Source organism: Pedobacter sp. Leaf41 (genome assembly GCF_001422545.1).
Taxonomy (GTDB): domain Bacteria; phylum Bacteroidota; class Bacteroidia; order Sphingobacteriales; family Sphingobacteriaceae; genus Pedobacter.
In genome coordinates, this window is sequence record NZ_LMLE01000010.1 from 195,896 (window position 1) to 218,710 (window position 22,815).

Consider the following 22,815-nt stretch of genomic DNA (forward strand, 5'->3'; position numbering starts at 1 on the left):
GAAATAAACTTAAGACCATGCTGTTACGAAATAATATTCCCCTCACCTATATATTTGGAAAGATTAAGAAAGAATTGCTTTTTGTAATTGCTTATTCAGTTGGAATCGTCATTCTTTATCAAAACTTTCATGTTACCCGAATCTCAATTCCCATAACAGTTCCAGCTTTGCTGGGTACCATTATTTCGCTATTGCTAGCGTTCAGATCGAACCAAGCTTATGATAGATGGTGGGAAGCCAGGATTTTATGGGGTGCCATTGTTAACGATTCCCGATCACTTTCCAGACAGATTCTTTCTTTTGTAGAAAACCCATATGGTTCTGATGAGATTGAAAGGTTCAAAGAGAAATTCATTAAAAGGCAAATTGCCTGGACTTATGCATTAAGTCAGGCTTTAAGAGGTTTTAATCCACGCAAAGGCTTAGAACAATATTTATCTGCTGATGAAATGGAGTTCATTAAAAGACGTAAGAATGTTACTGCCACCCTGTTGGAATTACATGCAATGGATTTAAAGAAAGCTTTGAATGAAGGCTGGATTAACAAATATCAACAAATTGAAATCGACAAAACGCTTACCGCCTTGTGTAACCATATGGGAGGCTGTGAACGGATTAAGAACACCGTTTTTCCGGTAACTTATAGTAAATATATCAACATGTCGATTCATTTATTCATTGTTTTATTGCCGTTTGGTTTGATTGAATATTTCGGTTACATGGAAGTTCCATTGGTTGTTGCTATTGCTGCATTTTTCCTTTTGGTAGAGAAAATGGCTGTTCACCTGCAAGATCCGTTCGAAAACAAGCCAACCGATACGCCGACCACTACTATTTGTAGAACAATTGAGCGTGATCTTTGCCAGATGATTGATGATAACAAGATACTGGAAGATAAGCCACAAACTGAATTGGCTCAGGTAGGCTCATATTACATCTTATAAAATCTTAATTCTTAGTTCTGTTCCAGGTTTGGAATAGGTTAGTTAAAAACAATAGGTCTTTTCCCTGGATGGGGAAAAGCCTATTTATTTTTGTGCCAAGCTATAACACCTACACAATCAAAGCTTTTTTCCACTGGTGAGGAATAAACCTAAGCGCATATCTAGGTTTAAAAATCTCTTTTAATTTATTTGAACCTAATTGCTTTTAATGGCGAAACTTTGCTGATGAGCAGAGAGGGAATAATTAATACGATTAAACAAACCAGAACGGTTAAAACGTTCAAACCTAATACATCTAAAAAATGAAATTCTATTGGTGCATAAGCCAAAAAATACGATGATTGGTTGAGTTTAAAAATATGTGTTGCCTGTTGAAAGAACCCTAGGCCGAGGCCTAAAATATTTCCAAGCAGTAAGCCGATCCCAATAAGGTAGGCGGCATTATACAGGAAAATCCTCATGATACTCCAGTTACTTGCCCCGAATGACTTAAGCATTCCGATCATATTTGTACGCTCCAAAATCATAATTAACAATGCAGTAACCATATTAATTACACCTACAATCAACATTAAGATTAATAAAACCCTTGTATTTACATCAAGTAGGCCCAACCAGGTAAATATATTGGGGAAATTTTCGATAATGGAAAACGAGCGCAGATTTTGTGGTAAACTTTCAAAAATATCTGCCGAAACTTTATTAATAGCTTTAAAGTTTTTTATCCGGATTTCTATCCCACCAATTTGATCTGGCTTCCAGTTGTTTAAGCGTTTAATGATATTTAAGTTCCCAAGCACAAAGCTTTTGTCGATATCTTCCACCCCAATATCATAAATCCCCACAATTTTAAATTTACGTGGGCGCAACTGGTTTTGAACAAAATACATAATGAAATCATCTCCAGTTTTAAGCTTCAACCGATTGGCTGTGTAATTGGAAACCAGTAATTCCTGCATGGCAGCGGTGCTATCCGAAAAATCGATAATAGTTCCGCTTATAATGTGCTGTTTAATATAATCCCAGTTGTAGGTTTTGTCGACACCCTTAAAATTAATGCCTTCAATTTCATCATTGGCCGATAAAATAGCTGGCTTGGTAGCAAAGGGATAGAAATATTCTACATCCGGATTATTGGTTAGCTTCTTTCTGGTTTCGCTATCCAGCACAAATGGAGAATGTTCAAAAGAGTTGTTTAAATCATAACGGGTAATTTGCACATCGCCCAGATAACCCCGCACTTTATCTTGAATTTCGGTTTTAAAGCCTTTAATAATGGCGATAGTCAGAATCATTACGGCAAGGCTAAGCATTACACCTGCAATGGCTATGCGAACGATGAGTTTGGAAAATGGTCGCTCAGATTTAATAGCGATTCGGCCGGCTATAAAGTATTCGAAATTCAATTTGATTATTTTGTAACAGCAAAAATGCTTAAATCCTTTTTAAAAATGGTATATATTTGGAATATATTGGTCAACTTTAAACAACAAGATCCAAATAACAATAATCAAATAAGTTGCTAAATTGTTTTGTCGATTAACATCCAAAACCAAATCGTAAAATTTATCCAAAATGAAGAAATACATCAGTTTTGCACTAACCTCACTAATTGCCCTTTCTGCTTGTGGGCAGGGACCAAAAACTTTAGAGCAAGAAGTTGGAAAAGGCGATCCAAGTAAAAAAACAGTTATCAGAAAAATTAATACTCCTGTAGAAACAACGATTAGAACTGGAGCGGAACAAACCGAAAAATACTTGTCGCTTTTAAAAGGAAAACGTGTAGGGATGGTTGTTAACCCGACATCAATTATCGGTACACAAACATCGGTTGATAGCTTATTGAAACTCGGTGTTAAAATTCAAAAAATATTTGGCCCGGAGCATGGTTTTAGAGGCGATGCAAGTGCGGGGGTTAAAATAGATGATGCCGTTGATGCCAAAACCGAAATTAAAGCTGTTTCACTTTACGGAAAGCACAGTACGCCAACTACAGAAGACTTAGCTGATATTGATGTAATGATATTTGATATTCAGGATGTTGGAGTGCGTTTTTACACCTATATTAACACTTTACAACATGTTATGGAAGCTTGTGCGATCAATAAAAAAGAGCTCTTGATATTGGATCGTCCAAATCCTAACGGTTATTTAATTGATGGCCCAATACTTGATCCTAAATTTAAATCTGGTATCGGTATTCAACCTATTCCAATTGCACACGGACTAACTGTTGGCGAGTATGCGCAAATGCTTAACGGCGAAGGGTGGCTAAAAGACAAGGTAAAATGCAAAATCACAGTAATTAAAAATGCAAACTACAACCATGATATGGAATACGTGTTGCCAGTAAAACCATCGCCAAATTTAAATACTGCGCAATCTATACTGCTATACCCATCTACCTGTTTATTCGAAGGAACATATTTAAATCACGGTCGTGGTACAATGTTTCCTTTTACTATTGTGGGCGCACCGTACCTGAAAGGGAAATTCGATTTCAGTTTTACACCAAAAAGCATCAAAGGCATGTCAGAAACTCCATTGTTTCAAGATCAGGTTTGCTACGGTTTGGATTTAAGGAAATATGATACTGCTGAACTCCGCAAAACAAAACAGGTTAATATTTCCTGGTTGATTGAATTATATAATGCGTCGCCGAAGAAAGAAGATTTTTTTAACAACAAGCTGAGTAAAGAAATGGGAACGATTGAGAAACTAGTAGGCGTTGGCGATTTTAGGCAACAGGTAATTGATGGGAAAAGCGAACAGGAAATTAGAGCAAGTTGGGAGCCGGGATTGAGTGCTTACAAAAAAATGCGGTTAAAGTATTTGCTTTATAAATAATGAGTGAGTGATTGAATAATTGAGTGATTGAGTGATCAGAACCAATAATTGAAACATTACTGCTGAAAACGTTGTTTTAAAAAGAGATAATGGCATTCATCATAGTCTAACACAAAAATCAATCATTTACATTATGAGCGGTCCAAAAAAAGAAAATAATAATCCAGGAAGTAATTATCAGGAAGAAGTACCTAAAGGCAGGGAGCCAGAAGATCATAAAACGGTGAGAAAACCGAATGACAGCTTGCCAAATAAACCGCCAAAAACAGAAAATCCAGCTAAGCAGCGGGAAAATGAAGAACAGCCGGTAAACCCAATCAAAAAGGCACCAAAAGAATAATTTTAAATCGGATATATATAAAAGCCAAGTTTTTAAACTTGGCTTTTATTTTAACAACTACTTTATTTTCAAAGCGAAATAGAATGTCGACCCTTTCCCTTTTTCACTTTCAACCCATATTCTGCCACCTTCATTTTTGACAATTTCTGAAGAGATATATAACCCGAGCCCCAAGCCTGGATAAGTATGTTGCAGATTCCCACCTACCCGGTAAAACTGATCAAAAACCAAATGTTGTAAGTCTCTGGAAATTCCAATTCCGTAATCTCTAACGCTCAAAATTACTTCATCATCATACAAATAACTCGCTACAAAAATTCTATCGGCATCATTGGAATATTTAATCGCGTTTGAAAGGAAATTAACAATTACCTGCCCTATTCGCTCTTTATCAGCATAAACTGAAGCATTGCTATTTACATCTAATTCGATCCGATGTTGTGAGGTGGTATGCTGTATTTCATCGACCATTTCATTTACTAACGTATCAAAGTCAAAATCAACGGGATTGAATGTCATCTTTCCTGATTGAATTTTAGTAACATCGAGCAAATCGCCAATTAATCCGGTTAACCTGTTAAGTTGTATGTCCATCTTATGAACCATATTGGCTTTCTTTTCATCGCCTTCTTTGCGAATCATTCTTTCCAGCACCTGTGTGTAAGCCTTGATACTGGTTACAGGCGTCTTCAATTCGTGACTGGCAATGCCTAAAAACTCATCTTTCTGTTTTTGAAGCTGAACCAGCTTGGTCACATCGGTAGCACAGTGCAAAATGGCATAAACTTTCCCTTCCGCATTGCGCAAAGGCTTGTAGGTAAAGTTAAACCACTGTGGCTTCATCTCCCCATCTACAGGCAAAAATGCCATCTGCTGATCTGCATGGTAAGGCACACCTGTGCGATAAACCTCTTTTAATAGATTAATAAAAGGTTGGCCTTTAAGTTCAGGGATTGCCTCTTCGAACGGCAAACCAATAATGCTTTTATCTTTGCCCCAAAACTTGAGCATTTCATCATTTACGATAGATACGATAATATCTTCTGTCTCGTAATAAGCTGTGGCCATTGGTGTATCAAGCACCAAATTCCTAAAACGCTGTTCGCTTTCTTCAAAAGCCAGACGAGATCTTACCTGGATGCTAACGTCATTAGCAACCACCATCACCCCTGTTATATTTTTGTCTTTATCACGAATGGGATCATAAACAAAGTTGAAATAGCAATCTTCCAATAAGCCATCGAATTCCAGTTTTGCATAAGTTTCATAACCATAATGCGCTACACCGTTTTGATAAACATCCTGCAACAATTTCGGAAAAGGCTGGTTTTTGATTTCAGGTAAGGCATCGATTATTTTTTGGCCCAAGATACTTTTGTCTTTACCCCAAATTTTAAGAAGCTCGTCATTTGCATCCTCAACTACAAAATCATTACCGCGAAGTATCCCAATGGCAACCGGTGCATCGTAGATCATTTGCCTAAAAAGCGCTTCGCTCTCTTTACACTTCAATTTAGCATTAACCAATTCTGTAACATCTGTAGCGGTATTTAAAATTGCCCAAACTTTACCGTTTTCGTCTTTTAAAGGTTTGTAAATAAAATCGAAGTAAAACGTTTGAAGAACACCATTATTAATTAGTTCAACCTTATCTTCCTTTGCTTCGTAGGCAATACCGGTTTCAAAAACATTTTTTAATAGCTGGATAAATGGTTGACCGTTTAATTCAGGCAAAGCAACTTCTAAAGGCATTCCAATTACAGATTCATCTTTGCCCCAAGCTTTCAAAATCGCTTTATTGGCAATCTCGATGATGAGTTGTTCGCCTACATACAAACCAATAGGCATCGCCGATTCTTCCGTTATGATAGAAAATAAAGAAGCTTTGTCTTGTAAATTTATTCGCATTGTTAAACATAAATAATCAATCTACTTACTACCTGTAGCTTTTAAAAAAGATAGAAGCACTTTTTCATCATGCTCTAAACCTACTTTTCCGATGGTTTTGTGGTTATTCATTTTCTTCAAATACTTTTCAAGTTCATTGTTCTCGTAAGCCGTAATTAAAATAGGATACACGTAAGAACTTTTACAAACGGCCCGGGTATTGCCCAATTTTTTAGCTACACAATCTAAAACACTAACTACCGTTTTCTTGGTGTTAAGTTCCCAATCTTTATCTGCCGCACATTTAGAAAACTGGCGTAAGGCTTCAAGCGTTCCACCCCAGGTTCTAAAATCCTTTGCGGTAAAATCATTTCCTGTTATTTCTTTAATGTAATTGTTAATTTTTCCTGAGTCGATCCCTCTATGCTCCTTACCATTTGTATAATATTGGAATAAGTCCTGTCCAGGAATATCGCGGCATTTTTTTACAAGTTTAGCCAGGCTTCTGTCGTTGAGTACCACATTTTGCTTAACTCCTTTTTTACCTATAAAATCGATATGGATTTTACTTCCATTTATTTTAACATGCTTATCTCTTAAGGTAGTGAGTCCGAAAGAGCCATAAAGTTGCTTGTAACTTTCATTGCCAACGCGAATTAAAGTTTTTTGCAAAACATCAACAGAAATCGCAAGCACTTTCCGCTCATCCAATTCTTTCCGTTTTAAATCCTTCGCCAGTTTTTTTCTTGCTTCGGGTAAGGCTTTACCGAACTCATATAATCTAAAATATTTATCATCAGAGCGACGGCTTGTCCACTTTGGATGGTATTTATATTGTTTTCTTCCCGCAGCGTCGATTCCAGTAACCTGTAGATAAGCATTTGGCTTATTGGCTATCCATACTTTTTGCCAGGCTGGCGGAATAACCAAAGATTTGATTCTGTCGAGATGCTTTTCATCCTTTATTGTTTGGCCGTCTTTGTCTTCATAATGAAATTTACCGGATTTACCTTTACGATAAATACCAGGCATGGAATCGGTTACGTAGACCAATCCGCTAGCTTTAACCACATCTTTCCCTTGTACCATTTTAACCTATAAGGATGATTTATTTTTAGTTATTTTGCAAAAACTTAATGTAAATATTTACGTTGATTTAGAAACACAACACTTTCGTATGAAAATAGTTTTTATGGGTACGCCCGATTTTGCAGTGGCCTCGTTGGATGCTTTAGTTAAAGCCAAATTTGATATTGTAGCAGTCATAACTGCTCCTGACAAACCAGCCGGTCGCGGACAAAAACTAAATGAAAGTGCAGTAAAAAAATATGCGGTTGAACATGATATTCCGGTTTTACAGCCTGAGAAATTAAAAAACCCCGAGTTTTTAGCGCAACTAAAATCATTTGATGCAGATCTACAAGTGGTTGTAGCTTTTAGGATGTTGCCCGAGGTGGTGTGGAACATGCCAAAGAAGGGAACTATAAATCTGCATGGCTCGCTTCTGCCGCAATATCGGGGGGCAGCTCCAATCAACCACGCTATTATTAATGGAGAAAAAGAAAGCGGCGTAACCACTTTTTTCTTAACCCATGAAATTGATACGGGCGATATTATTCAAAGCGCCACTACCCCAATAGCTGATGATGAAACTACAGGTGAACTTCATGATAAACTAATGCAGATTGGCGCCGAGCTATTGGTTAAAACGGTTAAAGCGATTAAGGAGGATAATTACCAGGAACAGCCTCAACCACAGAGCGAGGTATTGAAACATGCACCAAAAATTTTTAAAGACGATTGCAAAATAGATTGGAATCAGCCTGCCCAACAGGTCTATAATCTCATTCGCGGCCTGAGCCCTTATCCAACTTCATTCACATTTTTAAATGATAAAACGCTAAAAGTGTTTAAAGCTGAATTGGAAAACAAAGAGCCAGGAATTGCAGCAGGTGGATTTTTAACGGATGGAAAAACTTACCTGAAATTTGCTGCGAAAGACGGCTTTATCAAACTGATTGATATTCAGTATGAAGGTAAAAAACGAATGTTAATTGAAGATTTTCTCCGAGGAATGAGGTTGTAATTCTTATTAGTAATAATCCAATTTTAAAGACTATTCAGCTTATCAACTAAAAACTTCGAAACCTCATTAAAATAACGTTTCCTGCCGTAGCCCATTACCCACTGAATACCTTGAGTTGCGTTAGTGATGAAAACTTCTTCAGCTTCTTTCAAAATTTCAGGGTTTATTTGAGCCTCAGTCAGAGTTAGATCATTCATTCTACATAATTGCATAACAGCGCTGCGCATTACCCCGCTAATACAACCTTCGGTTAAAGCTGGTGTGTAAATTTGATCATTATAAACAATGAATACGTTTGCACTAATGCTTTCGCACAAAAAGCCATTTTGATTTAAAATCATGGCTTCATCTAAACGATTTTGGCTCTTGAAAATTCCCGCCATCACATAAGGCAATGCATTGGATGTTTTGAAGTTTGACAGCTTGTTTATTGGCTTCGTAATTTCGTCGTAAACATCAATAATTAACCCTTTATTATTCAGTTCGTATCGATTGCTTTGCAGCGGTATGCCTTCCAACACATATCCGGCCTTATTAATTTCGGGTGTGTAAACTCCAGCTCCCTGACGATAAACAGATAATCGGAACCGAACATTACCATTCCATCTGTTCTTTTTAGCGAGATCGGCTGTTTTTTGGCGAAGAAAATAATCGTCCATTAAAGCATGTCCATCCATTTTCAGTGCCTTCATTCCGCTAACCAAACGGTCTGCATGAAAATCTGCAAACTGCAATTTATTGTCAATCATCCTAATGCTTTCAAACAGCCCGTCGCCAAATTTGAAACTTCTGTTAGAAGCTGTCAGGATGGGAACATTAACCGCATGAAATTCATCGTTAAAAAGAAGGTACTGTTGAGACATATTTTATGATACAGCAATGTAATTTTCCCATTTATTCAATGCAGCTTTAAAATCGCTAGGTAGAGGTGATTCAAAATGCATATATTCTTTTGTTGTTGGATGAATAAAACCTAAACTTTGTGCATGTAAAGCCTGCCTGGGTAGCAACTCAAAACAGTTGTCTACAAATTGCTTATATTTATTAAACGTAGTTCCTTTCAAAATCTTATCGCCTCCGTACATTGCATCGCTAAATAGCGGATGCCCGATGTGCTGCATGTGAGCTCTAATTTGATGGGTACGACCAGTTTCTAATTCGCAACTGATGAGCGTAACATAGCCTAAACGCTTCAAAACTTTATAATGCGTTACCGACCATTTCCCTTTTGCTTCCTCATCGTAGATATCCATCACCCGCCTATCTTTTACACTTCTACCGATGTAACCGGTAACAGTTCCATCATTTTCTATATCGCCCCATACCAAAGCAATGTATTTTCTGGTTATGCTGTGATCAAAAAACTGCCTGGCTAAATGCGTAATCGATTTCTCGTTTTTACTGATAAGAAGTAGTCCCGAGGTGTCTTTATCAATTCGATGGACCAGCCCAGGCCTTCCGTCGTTGCCTGGTAATTGAGGCAATTGTTCAAAATGGAAAGCCAAGGCATTTACCAAAGTCCCTGTATAATTATTAAAACCAGGGTGAACAACCATTCCAGCCACTTTGTTGACGACCAACAAATCGCTATCCTCGTAAATAATATCAAGTGGGATGTCTTCAGGATAAACCTCAGTATCGCGAGGAGGATGAGGCAAAACAATTGAAATTTCATCAAAAGGCTTCACCTTATAACTTGCCTTTATCTGCTTTTGATTAACCAAAACATTGCCTGCATCAATTGCATTTTGTATCCGGTTCCGAGAAGCATTCTCCACACGAACCATTAAAAATTTATCAATACGCAACAAAGATTGCCCTTTGTCTACAATAATTTTTAAATGTTCATATAATTCCTGCTCTTCCGATTCCTGCAATTCTACCTCATTTTCCATGATGCAAAAATAACCTTTTGAGACCAAGATTTTTTACCGTAGCTAAGTTTTACTAAAATTAGTTCTATTGATTTATAAAGTATACAACCAGTGCTAAAAATAAATACAAATGTATGTCTATTGATGGACAGCAAGTTAAATTCATGTTAAGAAATTAATTTATTTGTCAACAAAACAATATTGGCTTATTTTTTGTAGTTGTGATGATCTAATCGATAACAATTATGAAAAATTTTACTCAAAACGTTAAGATTGTGCTTAATTTTTTTCCTTATTTAGTTAGGAAAATATACTTTAAGTAGAGTAAATCTAAAAAAAACGCCAAAAAAACACTTGCATTCAACAGGTGTTTTTTATTTTTACAGGTGTTTCAAAATATCTACAGTCCTGTCCAAAAATTAAAAATTAATCCATTTAGCAATCTATTTGTTAAACGAGATGACTTAATTGATCCATATATTTCAGGAAATAAGTGGCGCAAGTTAAAATTTATACTGGAACGGGCAACAATCGAAGATAAAAACCACTTGATTACCTTCGGAGGCGCATATTCCAATCACTTGGTAGCCACTGCAGCGGCAGCAGCAAAATTTGGTTTTCAATCTACAGCATTTGTTCGTGGGGAAGAAGTTAAAAACGAAATGCTTTTACTTTGTTCCCTTTATGGAATGAAACTCATTTTTACTAATCGGGAAGGTTACAAGGATAAATCGTTATTGTTCGAGAAAAAATTTGGCCAGGATAAAAACGCTTATTTTATTGATGAAGGTGGCGCATCTCCGGAAGCCGTTATGGGTTGCACAGAAATTGTTGATGAACTAAGAGAAGATTATGACCACATCTTTGTTGCAGCAGGAACGGGAACTACTGCTGCAGGCCTATTAAAAGCAATACAAAATAAAAACCTGGATACTAAACTCCATGTGATACCCATATTAAAAGGTGGAGAATTTATCCGCGAAGAAATTTCTAAATACACCAAAATCTCCGAAAATCTCAACCTGCATACCACGTACCATTTTGGTGGTTATGCCAAAACGCAACCTGAATTAATAGCATTCATTAAAAGCTTCACCGCTCAAACCGGAATATTAATTGATCCAGTTTACACGGCAAAAATGTTTTATTCCATCCTTGATCTTCAGAAGCAAGGTAAAATTCGGGAAACAGATAAAATATTAGCCATCCATACCGGCGGGTTACTCGGAATATTCGGAATGAAGGATAAGTTTTAGTTAATTGTGTAAGTGCAAATTCTGTCGCAGAAAAAGATAATTTTTCATTTCAAAGCACTACATGTTAGCGGAATCATGCCGTTTCTACCAAAAAAGTTTTCCACATTAAAAAAGTCCAAAACCTGTTTTTGTCTATAATCATACTTTAAACAGTTTAAACCTATTTTTTGCATTGATGGTACAAAAAGTGCTTAAATTTTGATTTTAGGCACATTTAACTAAATTTGATTTACACCAAAACCAAATTTATGTACCAATTAACAGTACCCGCCGATCGCGTTAACGAGTCTCTTAGTAAACACATTTTGGCCGATGGCTTCGACCTGACCTATGATATGGAGAAAAGCCATGGTGCATACATATACGACTCAAAATATAATAGAACACTACTTGATTTTTTTACCTGCTTTGCGTCAGTGCCTTTGGGCTATAATCATCCAAAAATGGTTAACGACGAAAGCTTTAAGAAAAACTTGTTGTTGGCTGCTATGGCAAACCCATCAAATTCTGATGTATACACTCAACAATACGCTCAGTTTTTAGAAACTTTTTCAAGAGTTGGCATTCCGGATTATTTGCCCCACGCCTTTTTTATCGCCGGTGGTGCATTGGCCGTCGAAAATGCAATTAAGGTAGCTATGGACTGGAAAGTGCAGAAAAATTTTACCAAGGGTTATACCGAAGAAAAAGGCTTTAAAGTTTTGCACTTCGAAAGAGCTTTTCATGGAAGGTCTGGCTATACCTTAAGTTTAACAAATACGCTACCAGATAAAACGAAATGGTTTGCCAAATTCGACTGGCCCAGAGTTTCAATTCCCGATGTTAAATTTCCCCTTTCAGACAGCAATTTAGATCGTGCTATCCAAACTGAAGACGATTCTATTGCACAAATAAAAAAAGCTTTCGATGAAAATAAGGACGACATATGTGCTATTATTGTCGAGCCCATTCAATCAGAAGGCGGCGATAATCACTTGCGTGAGGAATTTTTAATTCAACTTAAGACACTGGCCGATGAAAATAATGCTTTCTTGATTTTTGATGAAGTTCAAACCGGAGTTGGCTTAACCGGAAAATTTTGGTGTCACCAGCATTTTAGTGAAAAGGCTCGACCAGATATTGTGGCATTTGGTAAGAAGATGCAGGTTTGCGGTATTTTAGTTGGGAACAAGGTAGATCAGATTGAAACCAACGTGTTTAAAGTTCCAAGCAGAATCAACTCTACATGGGGCGGAAATTTGGTAGATATGGTTCGCTCGTCGCAAATTCTTCAGATTGTTGAAGAAGATAAATTATGCGAAAACGCGGCTCAAGTTGGAGCATACCTTAAAGATAACCTCTCCAAGTTTGCCCAGAAATTCGATAAAATGAGCAACGTTCGCGGCCGGGGATTACTCTGCTCTTTCGACTTTCCAAATAAAGAAATGCGGAATGATTTTATTAGCAAAGGACTAGCACAAAACGTCATGTTTTTGGGTTGTGGAGAGAAAACAATTCGCTTCCGCCCAGCACTTTGCATAGAACAAAAACATATTGACGAAGGCCTGACGGTTATGGAAAAAATATTGCCTTTATTGTAGCCATGAGTCGAAAATCACTTATTTATTTAATTTCCGCAGCTGTTGTAATTTTAGTTTTGCTTATGGTTAAAGATACTTTTAACCAACCTGGAATTGAAGAGATGAAAGCTGGATTTAAAGAAATAGTGAAATATAGAAATGCGAATAATACTGGCCCCGTACAGCGGATTTACGTAGTTACAGTTAAAGATTCCGTTTGGAAAGAAATGGAGAATTATGGTAATTTAATGCCACACACCAAATATGGAAATACCAAAGTTTACTTCTTTATGGAAAGCGCAAATGTGCCTCAAACACTGCAGCCAGGAGAAGTAAACGTTGATCCCCAATTTAATAAATCATGCATCGCCTTATACGAGAAAAGTGCAATGAGCCAGGTGGTATTTAATAAGTATCCATTTTAAAATCTTTCTTCGGCGCAGGTGGGAATTCTAATGCCTTTTCCCTCGCTATGTGCCCGCACAGACAGAAAAATAATGGGTTAATTATTTGAAAATGAGCGGCTTGAAACTTTTGGCACTTTCAGCCCCGTTTTCCCTCCTGCCGATGAAAAACCGGCATCCGTCCACCCGGGTTTATAAATAAAGTTTGATGCTTTTTGGGTAAATAGACCCACCGTTTGAAAAACAGAACTACGTTAAATAAACCAGACAGTTGCGGCAGCTCACGATTCTTCATCGGGACTACAGCGAATGGCGGGACTAAAGGATCTATGAAAGGCTGATTTTCATTTCCAAATCAAACACCAAGTAATAAATTCATCCTGCTATACAAATGCCGAAAAGCCGGTAATCGCTCTACCTACAATTAGTGTGTTAATCTCTTTAGTACCTTCATAAGAGTAAATGGCTTCTGCGTCGGCCACAAAACGAGCAACATTATACTCCAATAAAATTCCATTCCCTCCCATTACTTCGCGGGCTTTGCTCACTACATCACGGGTACGTAAGGAGCAGAAAACTTTCGCTAGCGAGGCATGTTCATCTCTCAAAAGGCCTTGATCTTGTAGCTGCGATAGCCGAAAGCACAGCGTTTGCATCGCAGTTAAATTCGATAACATTTCTACCAGATGATTTTGGATTAACTGAAACGAAGCAATGGGTTTCCCGAATTGTTTTCGGGTTCTGGTATATTCCAGCGCATTTTCGTAAGCACCACGGGCACAGCCAACGGCCTGCCAGGCTACACCTGCTCTCGTCATTTGCAAAACCTTTGCCGTATCCTTAAATGAATTGGCATTTTGTAAGCGATCAACCTCCATCACTTCACAGTTGGTTAGCGTAATAATTCCATTCTGAACGATACGAAGGGCCATTTTATCCTGCATCTTTTCTACTGCAAAACCTGGATTATCCTTTTTTACGATGAAGCCTTTTACCTCATTGTCGGCTTCGTCACGAGCCCAGATGATTAAAATATCGGCAAAAGTTGCATTACCGATCCACTTCTTTTGTCCGTTTAAAATCCATTTACCGCCTACATTTCTGCAGGTTGTTGTCAAACCACCTGCAGCAGCTGAGCCTACTTCAGGCTCTGTTAAACCAAAGGCGCCAATAATTTTGAACTGCTGCATAAGCGGCAGCCACTGTTGCTTTTGTTCTTCCGAGCCACATAAATAAATAGACCCCATGGCTAGACCACTTTGAACCCCAAAAAAGGTAGATATCGAAGTATCGATTCTGGCCATTTCCATAGCCAAAATGCCTTCCATTAAATTCGATTTGCCGGGACAGCCATAACCTTTATAAGTTAAGCCACATATATTAAGCTCAGCGAGTTTGGGGATAATTTCGAAAGGAAATTCTGCCTTATTCCAGTAATGATTTACAATTGGCTTAACTTCTTTTTCTAAAAAAGCCCTCACCTTTAATTGCAAAGCCCTGTCTTCATCCTTCAAAGCCTCATCTCCCAAATGATAAAAATCACCTTCAATTGGTGGTAATTCTTTCTTTTTACCAGAGCCACCACCCATCATCTTCATCATTCCCGATATTTGCTTATCATCAAGATTTGAAATGGTTTCGACCATTTTAGGCAAGTCAACTTTTTTCGATAAAGCATCTAACTTAGCAAAATCTACGTGTTTAAAGAGATTGTATGCATTTTTAAGTGAAGAGAATATATTCGCCATTATTATTCGTTTTGAGAATAACAAATGAGTGACGCTTTTGTTGGAACTTGCGAGTTAACCACAAACAGAGCAAAGTCTATCCAAAGAAGAGTAGAAAAATGATTTATAGAGAGTTTGCCTTAGTGTTCTTGCGAATACTTCCTTTTCTTTGCGCCTAAATATATTTTGGCATTACCTCAAATCAAACAAATTATCAACACCCAACAACTTTCTTGAGGTAAAACCCTCGCCAAATGTAGCGCCAATGCTTTTACCAAACTCCCTCGAACGACCAATTACAGTTTCGAAAAACTCTGGCGAAGAAATATAAGTTTGCAAGCCATCTACATCAGGATTATAGAATTGCGTTTTGAAGGCTTTAATGGATTCAATCTTCTTATCCATGTGATCAGAAATATCTACGATAATATCTGGCTTTAAATAACGATCTTGAATATATTGCAATAGCAATCTTGGTCGGTGAGCCGCCTGGTTTACACCATCTAAATCAGTTTCTATTTTAGGAAGTCCTGATAAAAAAACAGAATCGTACACCAAATCTCCTGCCCTACCATGATCTGGGTGACGATCTTCCAGCGCATTGCTTAAAATAATTTCAGGCTGGTATTTTCTGATCATTTCAATCACTTTGAGCCTATGAAACTCATCGTTTTGAAAAAATCCGTCGCGAAGCCGAAGATTTTCGCGGGCGTGCAATCCTAAAATTTTAGCAGAATCTGCGGCTTCTTCATCTCTGGTTTCTGCGGTCCCACGAGTCCCCAATTCACCACGGGTTAAATCTACAATTCCAACTTTTTTACCTAAGGCAATATGCTTTAAAATAGTTCCTGAGCAGCAAAGTTCTGCATCATCAGGATGAACGGCTATGACTAAAATATCTAACTTCATTATTTATGATTGGAATTTTCATTCAATAGTTGATGGACTTTCTTTTTGATTTTCGAACTTAAAGGTTTAGTGAATGGAAAATAGAAATCAACCAACTCTCCCTTTCTATTCAAAAGATATTTATGAAAATTCCACCGGGGTTTAGCGTTCAGCTTACCGTTCTGCTTCTTCTCACTTAAAAAGAGATAAAGCGGGTGTGCATTTGCGCCACGCACCATAATTTTATCAAAAACCGGAAATTTTACGCCATGATTAACTTCGCAAAAACTGGCTATATCTGATCCATCTAGTGGTTCTTGTTTGCCAAAATCATTCGTAGGGAAACCCAAAATCTCGAAGTCAGGATGATCTATTTCGTCCTTCAATTGCTGCAGCTCTTTCAACTGCGGAGTAAAGCCGCACTCAGACGCAGTGTTTACAATCAAAACAACTTTATTTCGATAAGCCGATAAAGGCTGATCTTCACCATTGATCTTTTTAACTTTAAAGGAATAAATATTAGGAATGCTATTTTGCATTAGATTATTGATAAAATCCAGAAGTACGAATGATCGATTCTATATCTCTATCTTCGTTAGGATTATAGGTGCTTTTTAAATTATGCCCCACTACTCTGGCCACAATCTGATAGGAGAATGCAGCGAACCCACCCTTGGTTTGCTTAACAATGTCATAAGTGGTTCGGCCCACTTCCCTGTCAATAAGCTTAGTAAGTATTTGGCCCTGCGTAATGGTTAACTCCTTTATTTCACGGTTAAACATGTCTTTAATTTCCTTATCACATTGTTTAACCAACTTCTTTTGTTCTCTTTTTTCAGGTGTTCTTGCTATCTCCTCCTCTAATTGCTCATATCTCCGTTTCGCGAATTTAGCATAAGGCATAACTTTTAAAACGTTGTATCGCAAGCGATTATAAGCAGCTTTCTCTGCAGGAGATTTCCAAATTCTGTTTGCGTAAATACTCACATCCAACAGCTGCATCCAGGGAATCATCACACCATTATCATTTGTTGATGCTACACGAATGGTATCTGCTTTGCCCAGTTTTGGAAAAACCGGTTGGACAGGGTCTTGAGCTTTTAGCTTTTCACTAAAAATCATGACAATAAACAGAATGATTAGCCCTTTAAATTTCATAAATTTATACCTTCACAAAGTTAGGTGTTATTTCATATATTAGTCGTTCAACAGAACTAATATAAGTTTTATTAATAGATAAGACGAAAATTTTTACGCAAAAAAAACAAATGAAAACAGAGTTAGTGATTGATTTAGAGGCGGAAAAGCAAGAGATTCTTAAAAGATACAGGGCATTACTGAGGGCAAGCAAATCTACTTTGCAAAAAGGAGATAAAAAAGAGATTCGAAAAGCTTTTGATATGGCATTGGAAAGCCATAAAGACATGCGTCGAAAATCTGGCGAACCCTATATTTATCATCCAATTGCTGTAGCTCAAATTGCTGCAGAAGAAATTGGTTTAGGTACTACCTCAATTGTTTGTGCCCTGCTTCACGATGTGGTAGAAGATACTGACATTACTTTAGAAGATATTGAGCGTGAATTTGGCAAGAAAACCGCGAAAATTATTGATGGGTTAACTAAAATTTCAGGGGTTTTCGACACCAATAGTTCTTTGCAGGCAGAGAATTTCCGTAAAATGTTGCTTACGCTGGCGGATGATGTTCGGGTAATTCTGATCAAACTTGCAGATCGTTTGCATAACATGCGCACTATGGATTTTATGCCTCGACACAAGCAACTTAAAATCGCTTCGGAAACGATTTATTTATACGCGCCACTCGCCCATCGACTAGGTTTATACGCCATAAAATCAGAATTGGAAGATCTTTCGATGAAATATCTTGATCCTGACACCTATAAATTTATTGCTAAAAAACTAAACGAGAAAAAGGCAGAAAGGGCATTATTCATCAAAAAATTTGTTGAGCCGATTGACGAGATCGTTCATGAGCAGGGTTTAGTAGCCGATGTATACGGCCGTCCAAAATCTATTCATTCGATCTGGAATAAGATGAAAAAGAAAAACATTCCTTTCGAGGAAGTTTATGATCTTTTTGCCATTAGGATTATTTTGGATAGTGCTTACGAAAACGAAAAAGCCGATTGCTGGAAAGCTTATTCGATTGTTACAGATTTATACCGCCCTAATCCCGATCGTTTACGCGACTGGGTTTCTTCGCCAAAAGGAAATGGTTATGAAAGTTTGCACACCACCGTAATGGGGCCTCGTGGGCAATGGGTAGAAGTGCAAATCCGTACGCAACGGATGAATGAAATTGCCGAAAAAGGTTTTGCAGCACACTGGAAATACAAAGAATCGAGCAATGATAACGGTTTGGATCAATGGATTCAAAAAGTTAGGGAAATGCTTAATAATCCTGAAGCCAACGCTTTGGATTTTCTTGATGATTTTAAAATGAATCTGTTTTCGGATGAGATTTTCATCTTTACACCAAAAGGAGCATTAATTCAATTGCCTTTAGGTGCTACAGCTTTAGATTTTGCCTTTGAAATTCATACTGGCGTGGGCGCTACCTGTATTGGAGCGAAAGTTAACCACAAATTAGTACCAATTTCTTACAAGCTCCAAAATGGAGATCAGGTAGAGATTATCACTTCCAGTAAGCAGACACCGAAAGAAGACTGGCTGAATATTGTGGTTACGGCGAAGGCGAAGTCAAAAATTAAATCATCTTTAAAAGAAGAAAAACGCAAAATTGCTGACAACGGTAAAGAGATATTAGAACGTAAACTGAAATCGTTGAAGATTACTTACAACACCGATAATTTACAGAAATTAAGCTATTTCTTTAAACTGCCATCAACGCAAGAGCTTTTTGTCAATGTGGCTTTAGGAAAAATTGAGCTTAAAGACATTAAGGAGTATCTAAATACGGAGAAAGAAGTAGAGAGCCGTGCACCAGAACGCCCTGAAAACCTATCTGTTGATGGGATTAAGAATAAGATAAAAGGCGGTGATTCTGACATCCTTCTGATTGGCGAAGATATGCAGCGTATTGATTATACCCTTGCTGCATGTTGCAATCCCATTCCCGGCGATGACGTTTTTGGTTTTATTACGGTAAGCGATGGCATAAAAATCCACCGGACAAATTGCCCGAATGCAGCACAACTGATGGCTAATTACGGCTACCGAGTGGTAAAAGCGAAGTGGAATAAACAGCAGGAACTAACCTTCTTAACCGGCTTGCGTATCGTTGGAATTGATGATGTAGGATTAATCAATAACATCACGAGGGTGATTTCAACAGATTTTAAAGTTAACATGAGATCAATTACGGTTGACACGAACGAGGGGATTTTTGACGGTTCCATTATGATCTTTGTAAATGACACCGAACATCTGGAAAATTTGATTAGGAATCTGTTAAAAGTGAAAGGCGTTACAGGAGTAACCAGGTTTGATGCATAATTAGTCCGAAGTCTTTTGTCGGTAGTCCAAAATCTAGTTCGCAAATTGAAATGATCTTTGACTCATAACTGTCGACCAATGGCTGATGAAATCGGACTTATTACAACATTTCAACAATCTAAAAATTAAACAGTCAAACAATTTGACTACCTTTGAACGGAGTTTAAAAACTATGTCTGAACAAAATACAAATGAGCTCGTTCGCAAGATTTTTGAGGCTTATTTAGAGAACAAAAATCTACGCAAAACACCGGAGCGTTTCGCTATCCTGGAAGAAATATATTCCCGAAACGATCACTTTGATGTTGAAACCCTTTACATCCACATGAAAAACCAGAAATATCGCGTAAGCCGTGCTACGGTTTATAACACGCTGGAATTATTGGTTTCGTGTGACCTGGTTACCAAACACCAGTTTGGTAAAAACATGGCGCAATTCGAAAAATCTTATGGCTATCGTCAACACGATCACGTAATTTGTATTGAGTGCGGAAAGGTAGTAGAATTTTGCGATCCCCGTATTCACCAAATTCAAACAATGGTGGGTGATCTTTTAAAATTTGACGTAAAACACCATTCTTTAAACCTTTATGGTTTTTGCTCAGATTGCAGCATGGCCAGAAAAGTAAATGAAACCGCCGGAGCGGCAAAGCTTGAAGCAAATTAAATCAATCCACAAAATAAAACCAGCTTAAATTTTTAATAATGACGCAAGTAGATGTACTTCTCGGCCTACAATGGGGCGACGAAGGAAAGGGAAAAATCGTTGATGTACTCAGTCCAAAATATGATCTTATTGCCCGTTTTCAGGGTGGCCCAAATGCCGGACATACTTTAGAGTTTGATGGCAAGAAATTCGTTTTAAATACTATCCCATCAGGAATTTTCAACGAAAAAACCATGAACCTTATCGGTAATGGTGTAGTTATCGATCCAATCATTTTAAAAAGAGAGCTAGATAATTTAAAAAAAGCTGGTCATGATCCAGTTGCCGACGGCAAATTGGTAATTGCCCGTAAAGCACACTTAATTTTACCAACCCACCAATTATTGGATGCCGCGAACGAGGCTAGGATGGGCAAGAATAAAATCGGCTCAACCTTAAAAGGCATCGGTCCAACTTACATGGATAAAACCGGCCGTAACGGTTTACGCGTTGGAGATACCACTCTTCCTGATTTTAAAGAGCGTTATACTAAGTTGGTAGAAAAACATACTGAGATCCTTTCGCATTATGAAGGTTTTGAATATGATTTGACTGAAAAAGAAGCCTCTTTCTTTGAAGCAATTGAATTCTTAAAAAGTATACCTCATGTAGATAGCGAGCATTTTGTTAATGGCTACCTAAGAGAAGGGAAAGCGGTTTTGGCCGAGGGTGCGCAAGGCACCTTGTTAGATGTTGATTTTGGTTCATATCCATTCGTAACTTCGAGCAATACTACAACTGCAGGTGCTTGTACCGGTTTAGGCATTGCTCCAAACAAAGTTGGTGCTGTTTATGGTATCTTCAAAGCATATTGTACGCGTGTTGGCGGCGGTCCTTTCCCAACCGAATTAGATAACGAAGTGGGTGAAAACCTTCGTGCTTTAGGTCACGAGTTTGGTGCAACTACAGGCCGTGCCCGTCGTTGTGGCTGGATCGATCTTCCTGCATTAAAATATGCGATCATGTTAAACGGTGTTACCGAATTAATTATGATGAAAGCTGATGTATTGGATACTTTCGATACGATTTACGCTTGTACCCATTACGAATATAATGGTGAAACCATCGATTACATGCCTTACGATATCATTTCAATTGAACCAAAACCGGTGTTGAAAGCAATTGAAGGTTGGGCAACTGATGTAACTAAAATAACTTCTGTTGAAGAGATTCCAGCAAAATTGAACGATTACATCGCATTCTTAGAAAAAGAATTAGAGGTGCCGATTAAGTTCCTTTCAGTAGGACCAGATAGAGCACAAACCCTGGAGTTACGCTAGTAGATTCGTCATCTTGACAATAAGTGAAGATCTTTTTATTAGCAAACCGTAAAAATATTTAAGCAATCCATTTTGGGTTGCTTTTTTTATTTAGAAAGCTCAGCAACCGCTACTATTAACGTTACTCCCGCCAATGTTGCAATTCCCGCGTGAAAGCTTATTTGAAACTGAAAGAATGTGCTACTGGAGCTTTCTACTTATGTCGGGTTTAGTTACCTTTGCCGCAGTTTGAAAACCTCACAAACCAAATCTGATTTTAAACATAAAGCTTTGCATTGGGCGAACCAATTCGAGGTTTGCTGCTTTTTAGATTCAAACCAATATAAAGATACTTATTCGGCGTACGATTTTATTATCGCTGCTGGTGTTCAAAAAGAGTTACAACATTCTAGCAAAAATGCTTTTGAAGCACTGAAGGTGTTTTATGAAAACGACAAACAATGGATGTTTGGTTTCTTCAGCTACGACCTTAAAAATGAAATTGAAGATCTTGAATCGCACAACATCGATCACTTAAATTTTCCAGATTTATACTTTTTCATCCCGAAGTATTTGATTGCCTGTAAAAACGGTAAAGCGAATGTTTTAATTGGATCAGATTCACTGTTAGATGAAATCAATATTTTTAATCCACCAGAAAAGGTTATAGAACAGCAGGTAAACATTAACCAAAGAATTAACCGGAATGAATATTTAGAAAGCATCGAAAAACTCAAAGACCACATTCTTCGTGGCGACATCTACGAAGTCAATTTCTGTCAGGAGTTTTTTGCCGAGAATGCAGAAATTAACCCTGTGGGAACTTTCAGCATGCTAAATGAGATTTCTCCTACTCCATTTGCCGGATATTTCAAAGTTTACAATCAATATATCTTATCAGCTACTCCAGAGCGTTTTCTTTGTAAACGGGGTCCAAAGTTAATTTCGCAACCTATTAAAGGTACGGCGAGGAGAAGTGATAATCCAAGTGAAGACGAGAATATCAAAATCCAACTCAGAAACGACGTGAAGGAACAGTCGGAAAATGTGATGATTGTAGATTTGGTTCGTCACGATTTAACCAGATCAGCGGTTAAAGGCTCAGTAACAGTGGAAGAGATGTTCGGCATCTACAGTTTCTCACAGGTACATCAAATGATTTCGACTATAAGTTGTCAGCTCGATCCTGACGTTCATTTTATCGATGCCATCCGAAATGCTTTCCCAATGGGCTCAATGACTGGTGCACCCAAAGTTAAAGCCATGCAGTTGATCGAACAATACGAGGAAACAAAAAGAGGAGTTTACTCAGGCTCATTTGGCTGTATCAGCCCTAATGGAGATTTTGATTTCAATGTAGTGATTAGAAGTATTCTCTATAATGCGGCTAATAAATACTTATCGTTTCAGGTTGGTGGAGCAATAACTTACCAATGTGATTCTGAAAAAGAATACGAAGAATGTTTACTTAAGGCTAGTGCAATTTTGAAAGTGCTAGGCAGTCATTAGTCATTAGTCATTAGTCATTAGTCATTAGTCATTAGTCAAAAACAGCAGGCCAA

At 37.7% G+C, this 22,815-nt stretch carries 20 protein-coding genes; 11 read left to right on the forward strand and 9 right to left on the reverse strand.

Going from position 1 to position 22,815, the window contains the following annotated elements:
• The first annotated feature begins 17 nt into the window (after nucleotides 1–17).
• Nucleotides 18–944, forward strand: coding sequence for a bestrophin family protein (locus tag ASE92_RS17425; protein ID WP_056851398.1), 927 nt, complete (start codon nucleotides 18–20; stop codon nucleotides 942–944).
• A gap of 185 nt (nucleotides 945–1,129) precedes the next feature.
• On the opposite strand, the gene ASE92_RS17430 is transcribed toward ASE92_RS17425, so the two are convergent.
• Nucleotides 1,130–2,350 carry an FtsX-like permease family protein gene (locus ASE92_RS17430; protein ID WP_056851399.1) on the reverse strand — a complete coding sequence of 407 codons (1,221 nt, stop codon included), beginning with the start codon at nucleotides 2,348–2,350 and terminating at the stop codon, nucleotides 1,130–1,132.
• Between the two features lie 169 nt (nucleotides 2,351–2,519).
• Between ASE92_RS17430 and ASE92_RS17435 the strand changes: the two genes are divergently transcribed.
• Together ASE92_RS17435 and ASE92_RS17440 are read left to right on the forward strand one after the other, a co-directional pair.
• Entirely contained in the window at nucleotides 2,520–3,791 is a 1,272-nt protein-coding gene (locus ASE92_RS17435) for an exo-beta-N-acetylmuramidase NamZ domain-containing protein (protein WP_056851400.1), read from the forward strand.
• Nucleotides 3,792–3,924: 133 nt separating this feature from the next.
• Complete coding sequence (locus ASE92_RS17440; protein WP_082455108.1) at nucleotides 3,925–4,131, forward strand: hypothetical protein; 207 nt, start codon at nucleotides 3,925–3,927, stop codon at nucleotides 4,129–4,131.
• 57 nt (nucleotides 4,132–4,188) lie between these two features.
• Here the strand turns inward: ASE92_RS17440 and ASE92_RS17445 are convergent, their stop codons facing one another.
• Complete coding sequence (locus tag ASE92_RS17445; protein ID WP_056851402.1) at nucleotides 4,189–6,039, reverse strand: ATP-binding protein; 1,851 nt, start codon at nucleotides 6,037–6,039, stop codon at nucleotides 4,189–4,191.
• Nucleotides 6,040–6,060: 21 nt separating this feature from the next.
• A complete protein-coding gene (locus tag ASE92_RS17450; RefSeq protein ID WP_056851403.1) occupies nucleotides 6,061–7,107 on the reverse strand; it encodes a DNA topoisomerase IB in 1,047 nt (348 codons plus the stop codon).
• An 88-nt stretch (nucleotides 7,108–7,195) separates the two neighbouring features.
• On the opposite strand from ASE92_RS17450, the gene fmt reads away from it, so the two are divergent.
• Complete coding sequence (gene fmt / locus ASE92_RS17455) at nucleotides 7,196–8,104, forward strand: methionyl-tRNA formyltransferase (protein ID WP_056851404.1); 909 nt, start codon at nucleotides 7,196–7,198, stop codon at nucleotides 8,102–8,104.
• A 23-nt stretch (nucleotides 8,105–8,127) separates the two neighbouring features.
• On the opposite strand, the gene ASE92_RS17460 is transcribed toward fmt, so the two are convergent.
• Nucleotides 8,128–8,967: an aminotransferase class IV gene (locus ASE92_RS17460; protein WP_056851405.1), complete on the reverse strand. Its 840-nt coding sequence runs from the start codon at nucleotides 8,965–8,967 to the stop codon at nucleotides 8,128–8,130.
• Between the two features lie 3 nt (nucleotides 8,968–8,970).
• Nucleotides 8,971–9,999 carry an RluA family pseudouridine synthase gene (locus tag ASE92_RS17465; RefSeq protein WP_056851406.1) on the reverse strand — a complete coding sequence of 343 codons (1,029 nt, stop codon included), beginning with the start codon at nucleotides 9,997–9,999 and terminating at the stop codon, nucleotides 8,971–8,973.
• 365 nt (nucleotides 10,000–10,364) lie between these two features.
• Here ASE92_RS17465 and ASE92_RS17470 point away from each other — a divergent pair, with 365 nt between their 5' ends.
• The 3 genes from ASE92_RS17470 (at nucleotide 10,365) to ASE92_RS17480 (ending at nucleotide 13,218) form a co-directional block, all read left to right on the forward strand.
• Complete coding sequence (locus tag ASE92_RS17470) at nucleotides 10,365–11,234, forward strand: 1-aminocyclopropane-1-carboxylate deaminase/D-cysteine desulfhydrase (protein WP_056851407.1); 870 nt, start codon at nucleotides 10,365–10,367, stop codon at nucleotides 11,232–11,234.
• A gap of 248 nt (nucleotides 11,235–11,482) precedes the next feature.
• Nucleotides 11,483–12,814, forward strand: coding sequence for an L-lysine 6-transaminase (gene lat, locus ASE92_RS17475; RefSeq protein ID WP_056851408.1), 1,332 nt, complete (start codon nucleotides 11,483–11,485; stop codon nucleotides 12,812–12,814).
• A 2-nt stretch (nucleotides 12,815–12,816) separates the two neighbouring features.
• Nucleotides 12,817–13,218 carry a hypothetical protein gene (locus tag ASE92_RS17480; protein ID WP_056851409.1) on the forward strand — a complete coding sequence of 134 codons (402 nt, stop codon included), beginning with the start codon at nucleotides 12,817–12,819 and terminating at the stop codon, nucleotides 13,216–13,218.
• 362 nt (nucleotides 13,219–13,580) lie between these two features.
• On the opposite strand, the gene ASE92_RS17485 is transcribed toward ASE92_RS17480, so the two are convergent.
• The 4 genes from ASE92_RS17485 to ASE92_RS17500 form a co-directional block, all read right to left on the reverse strand.
• A complete protein-coding gene (locus ASE92_RS17485) occupies nucleotides 13,581–14,945 on the reverse strand; it encodes an acyl-CoA dehydrogenase family protein (RefSeq protein WP_056851410.1) in 1,365 nt (454 codons plus the stop codon).
• Between the two features lie 171 nt (nucleotides 14,946–15,116).
• Nucleotides 15,117–15,833, reverse strand: a complete 717-nt coding sequence (gene bshB1, locus ASE92_RS17490) for a bacillithiol biosynthesis deacetylase BshB1 (protein ID WP_056851411.1) — start codon at nucleotides 15,831–15,833, stop codon at nucleotides 15,117–15,119.
• Nucleotides 15,833–16,351 (reverse strand): glutathione peroxidase, encoded by a 519-nt coding sequence (locus ASE92_RS17495; protein ID WP_056851412.1) that lies wholly within the window; start codon nucleotides 16,349–16,351, stop codon nucleotides 15,833–15,835. The genes bshB1 and ASE92_RS17495 overlap by 1 nt, the downstream gene beginning before the upstream one ends.
• Nucleotides 16,352–16,355: 4 nt before the next feature.
• The gene (locus tag ASE92_RS17500; RefSeq protein WP_056851413.1) at nucleotides 16,356–16,970 is read right to left on the reverse strand and encodes a DUF4294 domain-containing protein; all 615 of its coding nucleotides are present in this window, start codon (nucleotides 16,968–16,970) and stop codon (nucleotides 16,356–16,358) included.
• A gap of 110 nt (nucleotides 16,971–17,080) precedes the next feature.
• On the opposite strand from ASE92_RS17500, the gene ASE92_RS17505 reads away from it, so the two are divergent.
• The 4 genes from ASE92_RS17505 (at nucleotide 17,081) to ASE92_RS17520 (ending at nucleotide 22,762) form a co-directional block, all read left to right on the forward strand.
• Nucleotides 17,081–19,288, forward strand: a complete 2,208-nt coding sequence (locus tag ASE92_RS17505) for a bifunctional (p)ppGpp synthetase/guanosine-3',5'-bis(diphosphate) 3'-pyrophosphohydrolase (RefSeq protein ID WP_056851414.1) — start codon at nucleotides 17,081–17,083, stop codon at nucleotides 19,286–19,288.
• 172 nt (nucleotides 19,289–19,460) lie between these two features.
• Nucleotides 19,461–19,955: a Fur family transcriptional regulator gene (locus ASE92_RS17510; protein WP_056851415.1), complete on the forward strand. Its 495-nt coding sequence runs from the start codon at nucleotides 19,461–19,463 to the stop codon at nucleotides 19,953–19,955.
• Nucleotides 19,956–19,993: 38 nt separating this feature from the next.
• Nucleotides 19,994–21,274: an adenylosuccinate synthase gene (locus ASE92_RS17515; protein ID WP_056851416.1), complete on the forward strand. Its 1,281-nt coding sequence runs from the start codon at nucleotides 19,994–19,996 to the stop codon at nucleotides 21,272–21,274.
• Between the two features lie 228 nt (nucleotides 21,275–21,502).
• The gene (locus ASE92_RS17520; protein ID WP_056851417.1) at nucleotides 21,503–22,762 is read left to right on the forward strand and encodes an anthranilate synthase component I family protein; all 1,260 of its coding nucleotides are present in this window, start codon (nucleotides 21,503–21,505) and stop codon (nucleotides 22,760–22,762) included.
• Nucleotides 22,763–22,815: the final 53 nt, after the last annotated feature.